Source organism: Streptomyces sp. NBC_00775 (genome assembly GCF_036347135.1).
Classification (GTDB): Bacteria; Actinomycetota; Actinomycetes; order Streptomycetales; family Streptomycetaceae; genus Streptomyces; species Streptomyces lutosisoli.
Genome location: NZ_CP108938.1, coordinates 7,640,623 through 7,656,159, shown reverse-complemented (window position 1 = coordinate 7,656,159; position 15,537 = coordinate 7,640,623). Strand labels below are relative to the sequence as shown.

At 64.0% G+C, this 15,537-nt stretch carries 11 protein-coding genes; 7 read left to right on the top strand and 4 right to left on the bottom strand.

Going from position 1 to position 15,537, the window contains the following annotated elements; translation table 11 throughout:
- The 5 genes from OIC96_RS34040 to OIC96_RS34020 all read left to right on the top strand — a co-directional run bounded on the left by OIC96_RS34040 (nt 1) and on the right by OIC96_RS34020 (nt 6,446).
- Entirely contained in the window at nt 1-585 is a 585-nt protein-coding gene (locus OIC96_RS34040) for an HD domain-containing protein (RefSeq protein WP_330304179.1), read from the top strand.
- A 505-nt stretch (nt 586-1,090) separates the two neighbouring features.
- A complete protein-coding gene (locus tag OIC96_RS34035; RefSeq protein ID WP_330304180.1) occupies nt 1,091-4,537 on the top strand; it encodes a type ISP restriction/modification enzyme in 3,447 nt (1,148 codons plus the stop codon).
- Between the two features lie 498 nt (nt 4,538-5,035).
- Entirely contained in the window at nt 5,036-5,386 is a 351-nt protein-coding gene (locus OIC96_RS34030; RefSeq protein WP_330304181.1) for a type II toxin-antitoxin system Phd/YefM family antitoxin, read from the top strand.
- The gene (locus tag OIC96_RS34025; protein ID WP_330304182.1) at nt 5,383-5,952 is read left to right on the top strand and encodes a Fic/DOC family protein; all 570 of its coding nucleotides are present in this window, start codon (nt 5,383-5,385) and stop codon (nt 5,950-5,952) included. Before OIC96_RS34030 ends, OIC96_RS34025 begins: the two co-directional genes overlap by 4 nt.
- Before the next feature lie 158 nt (nt 5,953-6,110).
- The gene (locus tag OIC96_RS34020) at nt 6,111-6,446 is read left to right on the top strand and encodes a hypothetical protein (protein ID WP_330304183.1); all 336 of its coding nucleotides are present in this window, start codon (nt 6,111-6,113) and stop codon (nt 6,444-6,446) included.
- Between the two features lie 486 nt (nt 6,447-6,932).
- On the opposite strand, the gene OIC96_RS34015 is transcribed toward OIC96_RS34020, so the two are convergent.
- On the bottom strand, nt 6,933-7,190 hold the full coding sequence (locus OIC96_RS34015) for a hypothetical protein (RefSeq protein WP_330304184.1): 258 nt from the start codon (nt 7,188-7,190) through the stop codon (nt 6,933-6,935).
- Nucleotides 7,191-7,649: 459 nt separating this feature from the next.
- Here OIC96_RS34015 and OIC96_RS34010 point away from each other — a divergent pair, with 459 nt between their 5' ends.
- Nucleotides 7,650-7,913, top strand: coding sequence for a winged helix-turn-helix domain-containing protein (locus tag OIC96_RS34010; RefSeq protein WP_330304185.1), 264 nt, complete (start codon nt 7,650-7,652; stop codon nt 7,911-7,913).
- Nucleotides 7,914-8,175: 262 nt separating this feature from the next.
- On the top strand, nt 8,176-9,318 hold the full coding sequence (locus OIC96_RS34005; RefSeq protein WP_330304186.1) for a hypothetical protein: 1,143 nt from the start codon (nt 8,176-8,178) through the stop codon (nt 9,316-9,318).
- 56 nt (nt 9,319-9,374) lie between these two features.
- Here the strand turns inward: OIC96_RS34005 and OIC96_RS34000 are convergent, their stop codons facing one another.
- Genes OIC96_RS34000 through OIC96_RS33990 form a run of 3 tightly spaced genes read right to left on the bottom strand, consistent with a single transcriptional unit; the run spans nt 9,375 to nt 15,521 of the window.
- Nucleotides 9,375-12,683, bottom strand: coding sequence for a type I restriction endonuclease subunit R (locus OIC96_RS34000; RefSeq protein ID WP_330304187.1), 3,309 nt, complete (start codon nt 12,681-12,683; stop codon nt 9,375-9,377).
- The gene (locus tag OIC96_RS33995; protein WP_330304188.1) at nt 12,680-13,906 is read right to left on the bottom strand and encodes a hypothetical protein; all 1,227 of its coding nucleotides are present in this window, start codon (nt 13,904-13,906) and stop codon (nt 12,680-12,682) included. Before OIC96_RS33995 ends, OIC96_RS34000 begins: the two co-directional genes overlap by 4 nt.
- Complete coding sequence (locus tag OIC96_RS33990) at nt 13,899-15,521, bottom strand: class I SAM-dependent DNA methyltransferase (RefSeq protein ID WP_330304189.1); 1,623 nt, start codon at nt 15,519-15,521, stop codon at nt 13,899-13,901. Before OIC96_RS33990 ends, OIC96_RS33995 begins: the two co-directional genes overlap by 8 nt.
- Nucleotides 15,522-15,537 lie beyond the last annotated feature (16 nt).

The following is a 15,537-nucleotide window of genomic DNA, read 5'->3' as shown; positions in this document are numbered from 1 at the left end:
GTGTCCGAGGACCTGACGGCGGTTGCCCGTTTCCTGTACGAGGCGGGAACGCTGAAGAACACCGCTCGCACCGGATGGTGGATGGCCGGCGTGAAGAACCCCGAGTCAGTCGCCGAGCACTCCTGGCGTACCGCCCTCATCGCAACGGTCATCGCAAAGCTGGAGGGCGCCGACCCGGCCCGGGCCGCGTTCCTCGCCGTCTGGCACGACTCCCAGGAGACCCGCACCGGCGACATCAACCACCTCGGCAAGAAGTACACCGGCGGAGAGGCCGACCCCCGCGACATCACCGCCGACCAAGTGGCCGGCATGCCAGAGCTCCTGGCCGAAGCCGTACGCGACCTGGTCGCCGAGTACGAGGCCAAGGACTCCCCGGAGGCCATCTGCGCGCGGGATGCCGACAAGTTGGAGTGCATGATCCAGGGCATCGAGTACCGGGACCAGGGCTACACAAATGCTCAGCGGTGGATCGACAACAGCCGGGGGCGGATCGCCACCAAGACGGGGCGGGCGCTCGCTGATGCGGTGCTGGACACGGGGTCGCTGGACTGGCTGCGGGCGGCGCTCGGAGAGCGAAAGAATTGAGTTCAGACCAGACCACGGTGGTGCCCGACCATGTTGGCCTGCCGGGTGCCACCTCCAACCAACAGCGAGGACGCGCCAGGTCAGCCGAGCCCCCAACCCCAAACGGCCCTGCCCCGAGCATCCGCCCAGGCCAGGGCCGTAAAAGCAGACGAGTCGGGCTATACGCCGGGGACGGCTGCACGATTCGTCAAAACGGCGTCTGAGCTGAGCTGACATCCTGTGGGGCGAAAGCCGTGCACATCACCGACAACCGGCTGACTCCCGCACAGAGACTGCTCGAGCTGCTGCGTTCAGTGGATCCACAGGACTGATCGTCGAGCCGATTCCGCCGGATTTCAGTCCTTACTGCACTCCTGAACGGTTGACCTCGACCTACCTTGGGCAGGCTTCCGGGGCCACAGTTCGTACGACGCCAGCATGATCAACGCGATACATGTGGGTGTGCCTCCGGAGAGCCGCACACGCTGCGCCCGGGCAACCCCGCAGGCTTTCTCGGGGGGCGGACATGGGGGTTGGCACTTGGATCGAGCGGGTTGTCGCCGATTTCGGAGCACAATGCAAGCAGATCCTGGGAGTGGGCGAGCACGAGGCCGGCATCCGCAGCGCGGTGGAAAAACTGCTCGGCACGGCAGCCGAGGAAATGGGGCTCCGCCTACGCCTCCACCCTGAGGCTCGCCTGACAGACCTGGGCATTCGTCCAGATTTTGCCGCCAGTCTCGGCGAGAACAAACAACGCACCTTTGGCTATGTAGAGTTGAAGAGCCCCAGGAAGAGGGACATAAGTCCAGGCGGTTTGCGCGGAAGAGACAGAAAACAATGGGAAGCCATGTCTCGCCTTCCGAACGTCATCTACACCAACGGGCAAACTTGGTTTCTTTATCAGAACGGCCAACAACAGGGAAACATCGTCCACTTGGAAGGCGATATATATCGAGCCGGACGCCGATTGCGGGCCCCCGGCGCCACAGCTGCCGCATTCGAGCGTATGCTCCGCGACTTCCTTTTCTGGCAGCCCAGCCCACTGACCACGGTGCGTCAACTGGTCACCACCATAGCGCCATTGTGCGGGCTCTTACGGGCTGAAGTCCATGACCGACTCAGGGAGGAAGAGCGAGTCGGCAGCGCCGGCGGAGGTCGACGGGGGCCAGGACGCCCGTTCACGGAGCTGGCGCAGACGTGGGAACATTTCCTCTTCCCTCACACCGACGAGCGAGACCATAAAACTGCTTTCTCTGATCGATACGCGCAGACCGTTACTTTCGCACTGCTCCTTGCACGGGCCGACGATATATCCCTGACCGATCAAAGCTTGCACGAGGTCGGCGATTTACTGGGCGCCGATCACACGGTGATGGGAAAGGCGCTTCAGATCCTCACCGACCATGTGGGCCAGCAGTTCAAGAACAGCCTCGATGTACTGGTGCGAGTAGTCAATGCGGTGGACTGGGACGCCATCCTTGAACGCGAGCCGGATGCTCATGTAATTCTCTATGAACACTTCCTGCAGGAGTACGACCCCGAACTTCGTAAGGCTTCGGGTACTTACTATACACCAGCCGCCCTGGTAAAAGAGATGGTGCGGCTTGTCGATGAGGTGCTACGCCTGGGACTGGACTGCTCCGAAGGATTCGCTGATTCCCGAGTTACGATCATCGATCCAGCAATGGGTACGGGTACATTCCTCAGCTCGATTATCGACCTCGTCGCCGAGCGCCGATCCGCCGGCGGAAATAGCGGATTTCGATCCGAATCTATCGAGGAACTCGCACAGCGACTCATAGGCTTCGAAAAACAGATGGCCGCCTACGCTGTGGCACAGATGCGCATCTCTCAAACCTTGCGCGCCCATGACTCCCACACCCAATTGAATGATCTGCGCCTACACCTCAATGACACCCTCGCAGATCCCTGGGATCGCCCCACGTTGTTTGGTGGTGCTGGAGCCGATGTTCTACGGAGGGAGACCGAAGCGGCGAACCATATCAAGAAGAATGAGCAGGTAACGGTTGTAATCGGAAACCCGCCCGATCGCGAGGATGCTCAAGGTGAAGGAGGCTGGATCGAGAAGGGGTCCGTGGGCCACGGTCCGCCATTACTGGACCGCTTCCGGCTGCGGGGTGCCAACGGCGTCTACGAGAAGAAGCTCAAGAACCTCTACGTGTACTTCTGGCGCTGGGCGACGTACAAGGTCTTCGAACAACACCGCCCAGCACATCACCGGGGAATAGTCTGCTTCGTCACCACCGCCGGTTTCCTTCGAGGGCCCGGCTTCAAGGGGATGCGGGAATATCTGCGCTCGACTTGTTCAGAGGGTTGGATCATCGACCTGACCCCGGAGGGCAAGCAGCCCCCGACCCGAACCAGGTTCTTTCCCGGAGTGCAACAGGAGCTGGCAATAGCTCTGTTCGTCCGCAAACATGACTCAGACCCGCACACCCTCGCACCTGTGCACTACTCAGCAGTGACTGGAACCCGGGAAGAAAAGCAAGGCCAGCTGGCCAACCTGCACATCGGTGGCACAGGATGGCAGTCATGCCATCCTGAGGCACATGATCCTTTCACGCCAGCCCCGTCAACCCGATGGGCTGATTTTCCCGCGCTGGGCGATATTATGCCCTGGTCGCGGCAAGGTATGCAGACGAAGCGAACCTGGGTCTACGGAGTCGATGAGGAGACATTGCAGCTGCGCTGGAGCAGGCTGATTCACGAACCTGACCCGCAAGAGAAGCGGATACTCTTCAGCGAATCCCGCGATCGAAAAATAGGAAGTACAGCTCCCCATCGTCTGCCGGGTCAACCTGGACGACCACTCATAGCTGAACGTGGAGACTGTCCGCCCCTGAAGCAGATTCTCCATCGGAGCTTTGACCGACAGTGGGTCATACCCGACAGCCGCGTCATCGATTACCCTCGACCAGGCCTTTGGGACGCAGATCGCGATGACCAACTGTTCCTCGTCGAACAGCACAGCCGACCGATAAAATCAGGCCCAGCCGTAATCTTCTCTGCTTTGATCCCAGACATGCATTGCTTCAACAATGACGGCGGCAGAGTACTACCGTTGCGACATCCAGACGGCTCGCCCAATATCGCCCCCGGCCTACTGGAGCACCTAGCGAATGCGTACGGCCTATCCGCGGTTTCAGCGGATGACTTGGCTGCCTACGTAGCCGGTGTCACTGCACACCCCGCCTTCACTCAGCAATTCAGCAAAGAACTGAATTCGCCGGGTGTTAGAATCCCGATCACAGCTGATCGCCAGTTGTGGCTCGACGCCACGCAAATCGGGTACGAACTCATCCGGGTATCGACCTTCGATGAACGTTTCAACAGCGGAGGAAGCGGGACCGGTGACAGCACAACGGATCCCATCACATACGCGGTCCGCGTCGATCCATCGGATCTTCCCCACTCTCTTGCCCATGATTCCGAACGTCAGGCGCTGCTGGTCGGCAAGGGAGTCTTCCTGGGCGTCAGTGAACGTATGCGTCACTACGACGTGGGTGGCCGAAAAATACTGGACAGCTGGTTCGCTGCACGCTGCGGCAAACCCAAGGGGCGCAACATCAGCGATTTAGACTGGATCCGCAGTGAGCGCTGGACGCCGCGATGGAGCAGCGAACTCATCGAGATTCTCAAGGTACTTCAGAATCTCACGAATTTGGAGCCTTTACAGGCGTTGCTATTGGAACGTGTCCTGAACGGACCGCTGATCGAAGTTGCCGAATTGACCCGCCGCGGAGTACTTCAACCTCCGGCCTACACGAAAGCGCCGAGGCAGGCGAACACCAACGAGGAAATGCTGCCCGGGATGGATGATCTCGACGGGCAACCACCGTCGCCGGTCCAGCCGCTGAATCCTGCCCCACCAGACAGACTGGCCAATCCGAAACTTCAGCCACACAAACGGCATAACCCACAGACACGGCTGAAGCGACACCCCCCGGCCTGATAACTCGGCCGCATCAACGAGCGAGCAGAGCGGCGCTTGCACCCCAAGAGCCCGCGCTCCCAACCAGACTAGTTGACCAATCGACTGACCTTGCTCGTCACCTGCGAGCTTCACCAGGCTGACCGTGACGAGGAGGAAAGGATCATTCACCGGCGCAGGCTCCACCCAAGACCATGAGTCCAGAGCAGAGCGGGAACGGCAGACGAGTCGGGCTATACGCCGGGAAGAATCACCGCAACGCTATGAACTGCACAAACGTGCAGGTCGGGCGTTTCCATGGCTACCTTGATGGCTACGTAAGGAGGCGCCCCGCGCCGGAGCGTTCCGGACGGGGGCTTCGCCGTTCTCAGAGAGACCGGTTCTGGTGGCCACCTAGGCGGACGACACCGCCGACATGACGAGTGGGGAATACCTCCAAGCCGCCCGGGGCGGGACACTCACCGGAATCCGTACTAGAATCTGTACAGAATCAAGCCTCTATATGGGTACGGTGACAGCATGGAGATTCCTGAGGTCGTGACCGTCAGCGACGCGCGCGCGAGACTGTCGCGGATCTTGACTGACCTGTCGGAGTCCGGCGCGGATGCCGACCCGGTCCTGATCGGCGCCCACCGCAAGCCCCAGGGCGTCCTCCTGTCCGTCGAGGCCTTCGAGGCGCTGAGCGGCCGAGCGGCACGACGTGCGGCCGTCGCCTCGGCCACCGGCTCCATCGAGGCCGAGGGGCTCCAGGCCTCCAAGGCCTCCGACCGCGACACCGAGGCGTACGTGAAGGGCGACCTCGACGTGGACACCCTTGTCGCCCGCGCGATCGCCCGCCACCGACAGACTCCGGAGCGGCGGGCAGGGTGAACGATCCGTACGCCATGCCCAACGGCGTGCTGCGCAACAAGCTCGGCATCACCGACCATCAGCTGCTCGCGGCAGCGGAGGCGGACATCACCCGGGCGCGCCTCGTCATGCTCGCCGAACGCCCCCTACCCGGCGCGTACGACCTCGGCCATCTCCAAGCGTTCCATGCCGCGATCTTCGGTGACATCTATACGTGGGCAGGCGAGTTACGCACGGTGAACATCGCCAAGCGCACACCGTTCTGTCCGGCGAGAAACCTGGTGCCCTACGCCGGAGAGGTCTTCGGTCGTCTCGCCTCCTCCGGTCACCTGCAGAATCTCCACCGGCAGGCATTCGTCATCCAACTGGCCACGTTGTACGGCGACCTGAACGTCCTCCACCCGTTCCGCGAGGGCAACGGCCGTGCCCAGCGGGCGTTCCTTGCCCAACTCAGCGCCGACGCGGGATACGCCCTGAACTGGTCGGGCATGGACCCTCAACGCAACGAGGACGCCTCGGTGAAGAGCTTCCTCGGTGACAACAATCTGTTGGAGCAGCTACTCGACGAGCTGGTCACCACGAACTGACGCCCGTCACTCCGGCCGGCAAGGATCCTCGAAAGGGCGTTGCGCCCCTCCGCTCCAGGGACTTCTCAGGGACTCTCAGCTCTGCCCGAGGTACTTTTCGCCGCCTGACGCAGCAAGCCCCTTGAGATGCAATTCCCGCCGTCCGTACGGTCGTTGGCGTGACGGAGTCAGCCGAAGCGCTGAAGACCGCCCCGCCCCTCGACCGGACTGCCGTCCTCGCCGAGGTCCGCGCTGTCACGGCTCCCCGGCTGGCGGTTCCCGATGTGGCGGACAGCGGACGGCACACCGAGATCGTGTCCGGCGTGCTGCGCGCTCTACTCGACGCGACGGACGGGGAACAACGGGAGGCCGTACGCGTCATGCGGCGGTGCGCTGTCCGGCTTCTCGATGCGCCTCCGGCATCGGACACCACCCCGTTCACCGCGTGGCAGTACCTGCTCAACCTGGCACGTACAACTCAGGCTCTTCTCCACCTCGAAGGCAACAGGCAATGAGAGGCGCCCTAGTGGCCAGCGTCGCCTCCCCCGGCAGAGATCACAGACCGCCCCCGACGCTCCGGAGGACTCCGTGACCACAGCAACAGCCCCCGTGATCCCGTTCGGCGCCCGTGCCGGCAGACCGGCCCACGCAAGCTGTGGGACACGGTGGAGGCCGCGCATGCCTGGTGGCGCGGCAAGGGCCGGCCGGGGCGCGAGCGGTTCGGTCTCACCGTTGACTCAGGCGGGCAGTGTCTTTGGTTGGACGAACCGGACCAGGCCGTACCCGTCGTCGGTTGGTAAAGAGGCCGTCACGGGGAGCTTCCCAGCGTTCTTCACTCACAGGCCTGTGGAGTGGCATGGCTCGCCATCGCTACACGGGTGCGGTGGCCGCCGTAGCGGTATGGCGAATGCCGGGTGCGACCTTGGCTCCGCGAGGCCTTGGGCCTTCGCCGACAAGATCGCACCCGACCACCGACGCCACGGCAGGACGCTTATACGCCGCTACGTTCTGTCAGCCACCATGATCCCGACGCACTCTTCGAGCGCCGCGTGCAACGACGGTACGAAGGCGGCGAGTTCGACGTCCGACGCCTCGCCTCCCTCAAGTACGGCACCAACGACCGCCACCAGGACAGCGGCGGCCTTGAGGGCGTGCGCATCGGCCAGTTCCTCGAGGAAACCGCCCGGCTGCGCGACCACAAACGCCTCCTTACCGGTGGCCGGATCGACACCGACGCTGCGGAAACGCCTCGCACTCATGCGACCTCCGCCGGGATGTAGTCCTGGCCCAGGGTCGCGAGGACGACTGCTCGGCGCCGGTCCCGCTGGAGACGCCTGTGGTCTTGTTCGTCCCGCTCGCGTTCCCATACGCCGAGGTAGGGCCGGACGGAGGGGAGGCCATCAGCGAGGACGATGTCCGCGGGGTACGCCCGCGTTCGCCGGGCGGTAGGGGCGGGCTGGTGCGCGGGAGTAGGCGGATTGGAGCTGAGGGACGGTGGCCTTCCAGTGGCACGGTGCGCTCCGCGGGCAGGCAGGAAGAGGCTCAGGACCGCGGCCAGTAGGCTGCGCATAGGTCGACTCCTTGTCAGTCGGCTCAGGCCCCGGTGAGGAAGTAGCCGCTTCCCGTCGGGGCCGTTCTGTGTCTGGAACCCAAGATATCGCGGATAACTGCAGATAACCACGGATGCGCAGAATGCCATGGTCACCCACGCTGAGCCCATGGAGCTAGATCGCACACGCCCGCTATGGCGGCAGATTGCGGCGGAAATCATCCGGCGGATCAAGGAGGGCACGTACCCGCCGGGCAGCCGCGTGCCCTCCACTCTGGAAATCGCCCAGGAGTTCGGCGTGGTGAACGCGACAGCGGCGAAGGCCATGCGGCATGTGCGGGAAGAGGGCTGGACGCGGGGCGAGGTCGGGCTGGGGACCTTCGTGGTCGACCCCCTGCCGTCGCCCTCCGAAAACCCCCAGCCTTCCGCCTAAACAGCGTCCTCAAAGTCGAATACGTCCACCGCACAACTTCCGCACCCGCACCGAGGCCCGCATCAAAATTGCCACCTGGATCACCGACTTCTACGACGCCAGGCGGCTACACAGCGTGTGCGGGTTCAAGAGCCCGATCGACTACGAACGTGACTACCGAGCCACCCTCGCCGAGGGACTGGCCGCATAGATCGTCTCCACGCTGCGAGGGGATTGACAGATGGATCTGCAACGGTATCCGTGGAGCAGCGAGTCTTCAGGAATGGGACATCTCCTCGCGTACCAACGTGCCGGGGCGGCGCTGCACGCACGGCATCCCGAGTTGAGCGACCGGATCGAGATGCATTCGCCGTTGAGTTCGCTGCCGGCGATGCTCTCCGTCCGGCTTTCTGGCGACCGCAGAGTCTTGCTGTGGCTGACGCGTTTCGCCCGCCCGCACGACTTCTATCCCTTCTGGTTGATCGTCGGTCCCGATGACGAGGGCCTGCCTCGAATATGGGACGCCGTGACCAGCCCCGAAGTGCTGGCCGACGCAGTCCGGGAGCGTGTCCGGGCGTTCGAGGAACAGCGTGTAGAGGCGAGTCCGTGGCGATGGGACGAGCCGGACGGGCAGGCGTCGATCATCAGGCTGGCTGACGCGCTGGCGGAGAGTTCATTCGACGTCCGGCTCGTCGTGTCCGGGAATCGGATCCGTACGACGCAGACGGTGGACGGTGTCGAGGCGTTCCCCTTTCGAGAGCACGAGGGGGACTTCCTGGAGTTCAGGGTCGGACACCACTCGGTGCGGATCTCCCGGAAGAAGGAGATCGGCTGGCTCGCGGACGTGCACGACCCGGAACTGGATGTGCAGTGGCGCATCGACCTCCACTGGCTCCTGGGCAAGGAGGCCGGGAGCCTTCCCGGCTATACCAAGGATGACCAAGTCCTCGGCAGGCTCCATCAGGTCATCGAGGCCGCGGTATGGGACGGACCACCCGAGAACGTGGTCAACTCGCCCCCGCGTAAAGGAGATCGGCCGCGCATAGCGGCAGACCGCGACCGAAGCGACTCGCTGAGTCCACAGCAGGCGCTGCAGGTCACCATGAGGGAACTGCTCGCTCTGGGCTTCGCGGACGTGGCCATCGAGGGCGACGCCGAATCCGCATCCCTGACGTCGGAGACCTTGTCCATCGCCTCGACGGCGCGTCCCAAGGCGCTTGGTCTCGCAGATGTCAAACACCTGTATGCGGATGCCTCCATCGCGAAAAAGCGGCTGATGGTGCTGCTACGAACGGGGGGCATGACACGACCCGCGGAGGAGTTCGCGAACCGGGCGGGAGCCCTCGTGTTCTGGGCGGACAAGAAGACCGGCCTGCTCGCGCCCTACGGCGGGCTCGCCCGCGAGGTCGCGTTCTCCGAGGTGTAGGCGTGGCAGCCGGTCCAGGGCCTCTCCTGAATGAGAGGCCCTGGACCGGCGGTCGGTCAGCGTGCGGCGGTGCCTTCCGTGGACCACTCGTTGGCGAAGTGTTCCATCTGCTTCAGCACAAGCTCGATGGCTGCCGGGGCCTGCTTCGGCGGGTAGCCACGGCGGGCGAGAAGACGCTTGATCGTGGTGCGGAGCTTGGCGCGGACGGGTTCACGAGATATCCAGTCCGGCTTGAGCTGCTGTCGGATCTGCACGACGAGTTCGCGGGCGATCTCCGCGAGGGTCTCGTCGCCCATGAGCTCGCGGGCGCTGCCGAGGTCAGCCACGGCGTCGTAGAAGGCGAGTTCGTTGTTGTCGAGGGCAGGCGTGAACTGTTCGCCTCGCCTGGCGTCGTTCGCGATCTCTTTGGCCATCTCGACCAGCTTGGCGATGATTTCGGCGCTGGTGAGCTGCTGACGCATGTAACGCACCATCAGCTCCTGCAGGCGGTCGGAGAACGCCGTCTGACGGACGATGTTGTGCCGGGTGACCTCGCGCATCTTCTGCTCGACGAGGCGGCGCAAGGCCTCCGCAGCCAGGTGCGGGGTCTCGCTGCTCTGCAGCTTGGCGACGAGCGCGTCGTTGAGGTAGGTCAAGTCTGCGGTCTCCAGGCCGGCTTCGGCGAAGAGGTCCGTCACACCTCCCGTCTCGACGACCGCGGAAGTCAACTGGGAGAGGTACAGCTGTACGTCGCGAGAAATCGGCAGACCCCGCGCCTCGCGTTCCATGGCGTCCAGCTTCGCCATGTACGCCCGGACCTCGACGAAGAACTGGATGTCCCGCTTCCAGTACGGCTGATCCTCGAAGCACGCTCCGATGTCCGCCGACGAGCCGGCGAGCGCGAAAAAGCGTTCAAGGCGATGTGCGTGGTTACGGAAGCGGCGGGCGAGTGTCTCCTCCGGGTTGTCGAGTTCCTCGGGGTTGTTGCCCGGAGTCTGCGGACTGCGTAGGTAGTTCGCGGTGCCCAGAGCGGCGTCGATGAACGCCGTCCGGGTGGGCCGGGCGAGCCGCTCCCGCCAGTCCCAGCCGTGGAGCATCTCGTCGAGGATGTTGTACTCGTTTCGCAGTTCCTCCAGGGCCCGGTCGATGTCCTGGCCGAGGGTGCGGTCCTTCTGATCGGACTCCGAGTACTCGGCGATGGCCCGCTGCAGGTTCTCGGTGAGCGGGGCGTAGCCGACGAGGAGGCCGTCCTCCTTCATCCGGTAGCGGCGGTTGACGCGGGCGAGGGCCTGCATCAGGTTGGCCCCCTTCAGGGGCCGGTCCAGGTACATGGTGTGGATCGGCGGTGCGTCAAATCCGGTCAGGAGCATGCTGTGGACGATGAGCAGCTCCAGCTCGTCGTCGGGGTCCTTGGCCCGGTTGATGACGGCCTTGCGCTGGCTGTCGCGCAGGGCGTGAGGCTTGAGGTGGTCCTTGTCCTGACGGCTGTTGAACGAGAACACGATCTTCATCGCGCCTTTGTCGATGTCGTCGCTGTGCCACTCGGGACGCAGCGTGCGCAGCTCGTCGTAGACCTGGGCACAGATGTCACGGGTGGCACACACGATCATCGCCTTGCCTGGCGCACCACCGCTCTCGGAGACGCCGACGAACGGCTGCATCCGGGTGCGCCGCGCCTCCCAATGCTCGACCAGGTCCCGGGTGAGATCCCGTATCCGGGCCGGGGCACCGTACAAGGCGTTCATGGTGGCCACGGCCTGCTCGATGCGGGAGCGCTCGGAGTCATCGAGACCGTCGGTGATCCGGTCGGCTTCCTCGTCGATGGACGTCGGGTCGACGTCCCGGTCGAGGACAAGCTGCACCACTCGGCTCTCGTGGTAGACCTTCACGGTCGCGCCGTCGTCGGCGGCCCGCTTCAGGTCGTATACGTCGATGTAGTCGCCGAAGACCTCACGGGTATCGCGGTCGGACTCGGAGATCGGGGTTCCGGTGAACGCGAGCAGGGTCGCGTGCGGAAGTGCGTCGCGCAGGTGGCGGGCGTAGCCGTCGAGGTTGTCGTAGTGGCTGCGGTGGGCCTCGTCGACGATGACGATGATGTTGCGGCGGTCGGAGAGCAGCGGGTGATCGGTGCCCGACTCCTTCTCCTCCTTGGTCTTGCCGAACTTTTGCAGAGTCGTGAAGAGGATGCCGCCGGTGCGCTTGGCGGCGAGCTCCTCGCGCAACTGGGCGCGGGTGAGGACCTGCTGGGGCTTCTCCGGCAGCACCTCGCTCTCCAGGAAGGTGCCATACAGCTGGTCGTCGAGGTCGTTCCGGTCTGTGATCACGACGATGGTCGGGTTGTGCAGGGCCGGGTCTCTGGAGACGAGGTTGCTAGTGAGCACCATCTCCTCGGACTTGCCCGAGCCCTGCGTGTGCCAGACCACGCCCGCCTTACCGTCGCTGGCCGCGGCCTGCCGTACCTTGTCGGCGGCGCGGGTGACGGCGAAGTACTGGTGCGGTTTGGCGATGCGCTTCGTCTTCTTCGACGGTACGAAGTTGATGAAGCTGCCGATCAGGGAGAGGAATCGCGGCTGGGTGAACAGGCCGTGCAGGGCGAGATTCTGAGCCGAGTCGACGATGCCCTCGCCCCGGAGAGGATCCACGCGGGCGCCGAACTCGTCGGTGTTCCACGGGGCGAAGTGCTCGTACGGCGTGAACGGGGTGCCGTACTTGGCGGTTATCCCATCGGACAGCAACACCAGCGCGTTGTAGCGGAACGCCGTCGGGAACTCCTCCACGTACCGGCTGATCTGCGCGTGCGCGCTTTCGAGGGTGGCGCTCTCGTCGCCGGCGCGCTTCAGTTCGATCACGGCGAGGGGGAGGCCGTTGATGTACAGGACGAGATCGAAGCGGCGGTTCTTCTCACCATCGATCACGATGACCTGGCGGACGGCACGGTAGGTGTTCGCGTCGGGGTCGGTGAGGTCGATGACGCGGACGGTGGGATTGTGTTCCGCGCCGAAGGAGTCGGTGTACGTGACGGAGCGGATGCCAGCGGTCAGGAAACCGTGCGCGGTCCGGTTCTCCTCGTACGCGTCCTGCGAGGCGGGGGTTGCGGCGGTGGCGAGGGCGTCGCGGACGGCGTCCGGGGGCAGGTCGGGGTTCAGTCGCTCGATCGCGTCGCGGAGATCGGTGTAGAGGACGAGGTCGTCCCAGGAGGCGCGGTGGCCGGAACCGGGGGCGAGTTCATTGCCCTCGGCCTTCGGCCAGTCGAGCTCGACGAGCTCGTCAAGGGCGAGATGCTCCCAGTCGACTTCCAGGGGGCGGTAGTTGCCGCTCGGGAGGTTCTCGGCGGTGTGGGAGTCGTACGTGCCGTCGCCGCGGTTGTCGTGACCGTCGTTCGTCATACCTGGTCCTCCACGATCTTCTCGGCGTCCTTGACGCGGAGCCGGCCGGACATGAGTTGGGGGAGGAGGGTGTCGCGGAGGGTGGCGAGGGTGCGGGACTCGCCCTCCAGAGATTTCATGTGCGCGAAGGCCGACGATGCCTGCTGCCCAAAATCTCCAAGCGCAGTCGGGTCGGGCTCGTTCACCAGGTAGTTGGAAGCATCTGCCGCACTGACGCGCTGGCGCCCCGATGTGCCAGCCATGTTGCGAATGGTGTGAGCCCGGAATCGCGCATCACGTGCCATGAAGTAGCTCAACTCACTGGGGACTCCCGGCCGAGAGCGCATCACGATGAATTCAGTGGATCCGAGCCCGATCTCCTCGTCGCTCATAAAGTCGACGTAGCCGGTCTTGCCGTTCTCCAGGCATGGAGTAATGCGCGCCAGAAGGGTGTCGCCGTTCATGAATCGCGGCCCAGACTTCGGAACGCGTCGACTCCAGGAAGGAATGCCCGCCCGGTTCGTCTGGAGTGCTGCCATGTCGACATAAACGGGCTCTTCCTCACTGGGTTTTCCCAGCTTGGGATTGAAGGTGATCAGATCCGTCAGAGGAATGGCCCGCGCATCGTCAGGCTCGTCAGCCATCCCCAACTCGGCGAACCTCACCTGGAGCAACACTTCGTACGTGGCCGCGATGCGCCCGTTGACGGCGATCTTGTCATCCAGCGCCCCGAGCACGGCACCGACCGCCCGCTGCTCGAAAATGTCAGGGAGTGTAACATGCAAGCGCTTTTGGTCGCCAAGACTCAAGTACGGAGCCATATCCGTGCCGTGAGCCATTGACGTCAGCTGTTCAATGAACTCCGGACCGAGAGCCCAGTAGCACAAGTACCGGGCATCCAACTGGCCCGCATCGAGAGAACGCCAGTAGCTCAGATGCGGAGAATAGACAAACGACTGCATATCACCCGAGACGTACCCGGTGCGCCCAGTACTGTTCCCTTTGGTCGTAATGACCGTGTCCCCAGGGTGGGACATCTTGCTCCTGACCTTGTCTTCCAGGTGGACATGGAACTGGTCAGCCCCTTCCCAATCCCAACCTTGAGAGCTCAGCCGTCCTGCCCGCATAAATACGTGCCCGGATCCGCCAAGTTCTGAGTTCTTGGCGCGGTATCCATCGCCAATTTCCAATACCCCGCGACCCATTAGATCCTGAAAAGTGCTGGTGGTGCGATATTCAGCCATCAAGTGCCCCCAGCTGCTCGCGAACCGTCTTCGCCAGCTCATCGGACTTATCAAAGAGCTCATACAGCTCCCCCGTCAGCCGCGCGATCTTCTCCGCGACCTCCTCCGCATCCTCTTCCTCCGCCTCGACGGCCCCCACGTACCGCCCCGGCGTCAGCACATACCCGTGCTCCCGCACCGTCTTCAGATCAGCGGTGAAGCAGAACCCGGGCTCATCCGCGTACGAAAGCCCCTCCTCCCGCGCCGACTTCGTCCCCCGCCACGCGTGATAAGCGCCAGCGATCTTCGCGAGATCGGCCTCCGTCAGCACACGCTCCGTGCGGTCGACCATCTCGCCCATCGCACGCGCGTCGATGAAGAGGATCTCCCCACGCCGGTCGTCCAGGCGCTTCGCGCCCTGTGGCGACTTGTTGCGCGACAGGAACCACAAGCAGGCCGGAATCTGTGTCGTCCGGAACAACTGCGACGGCAGCGCCACCATGCACGCCACAAGGTCCGCCTCGACCAGCGCCTTGCGGATCTCACCCTCACCGCTCTGCTGGCTGCTCATCGAGCCGTTGGCAAGGACTACGCCAGCCGAGCCGCTCTCGCCGAGCTTGCCGACGATGTGCTGGAGCCAGGCGTAGTTGGCGTTGTTCCTCGGGGGGACGCCGTACTTCCAGCGCGGGTCGGACTCCTTGCGCGCCCAGTCCTTGATGTTGAAGGGCGGGTTGGCCATGACGTAATCGGCCTTGAGGTCCGGGTGCTTGTCCTCGGCGAAAGTGTCGCCCCAGCGGGCGGCGAGGTTGCCGTCGATGCCGTGGATGGCGAGGTTCATCTTGGCCAGGCGCCAGGTGCGTTCGTTGAGTTCCTGGCCGTAAACCGCGATGTCGGACTTGTGGTCGCGGCCCCGGTGCGCCTCGATGAACTTGCCGGCCTGGACGAACATGCCGCCCGAACCGCACGCCGGGTCGTACACCCGACCCTCGTACGGCTCCAGGACCTCCACCAAGAGTTGGACGACGGACCGCGGTGTGTAGAACTCGCCGCCGCGCTTGCCCTCTGCGCGGGCGAAATTGCCGAGGAAGTACTCGTACACCTCGCCGAGCACGTCCTGGGCGGGCTTGTCGCCGCTGCCGCCGAAGCGGGCGTCGCTGATCAGGTCGACGAGTTCAGCCAGGCGCTTCTGATCGACGTTGTCGCTGTTGAAGATCTTAGGGAGGACGCCAGTGAGCGAGGCGTTCTCGCGCATGATCGCGTCCATGGCCTCGTTCAGGAGGAGGCCGACGCCCTTGGCCTTTGCGTTCGCCGCGATCCAGCCCCATCGGGCGGTCTCGGGGACCCAGAAGACGTGTTCCCCGGTGTACTCGTCTTTGTCTTCGAGGAGTTCGGCCTGGCGCTCCTCCTCGATGCCCTCGTCCGCAAGCTCCTTGGCGAGGGCTTCGCGGCGTTCGTCGAAGGCGTCCGAGATGTACTTGAGGAAGATCAGGCCGAGGACGAACTCCTTGTACTGGGCGGCGTCCATGGAGCCGCGCAGTTTGTCGGCGGCCTTCCAAAGGATGTCCTGGATCTCCTTGGGAGTGGACGCGGAGAACAACTCCCCTTGCGGGGCGGGCTTCTTCTTACCGGGAGGCATGAGGTGCAGGGCTCCT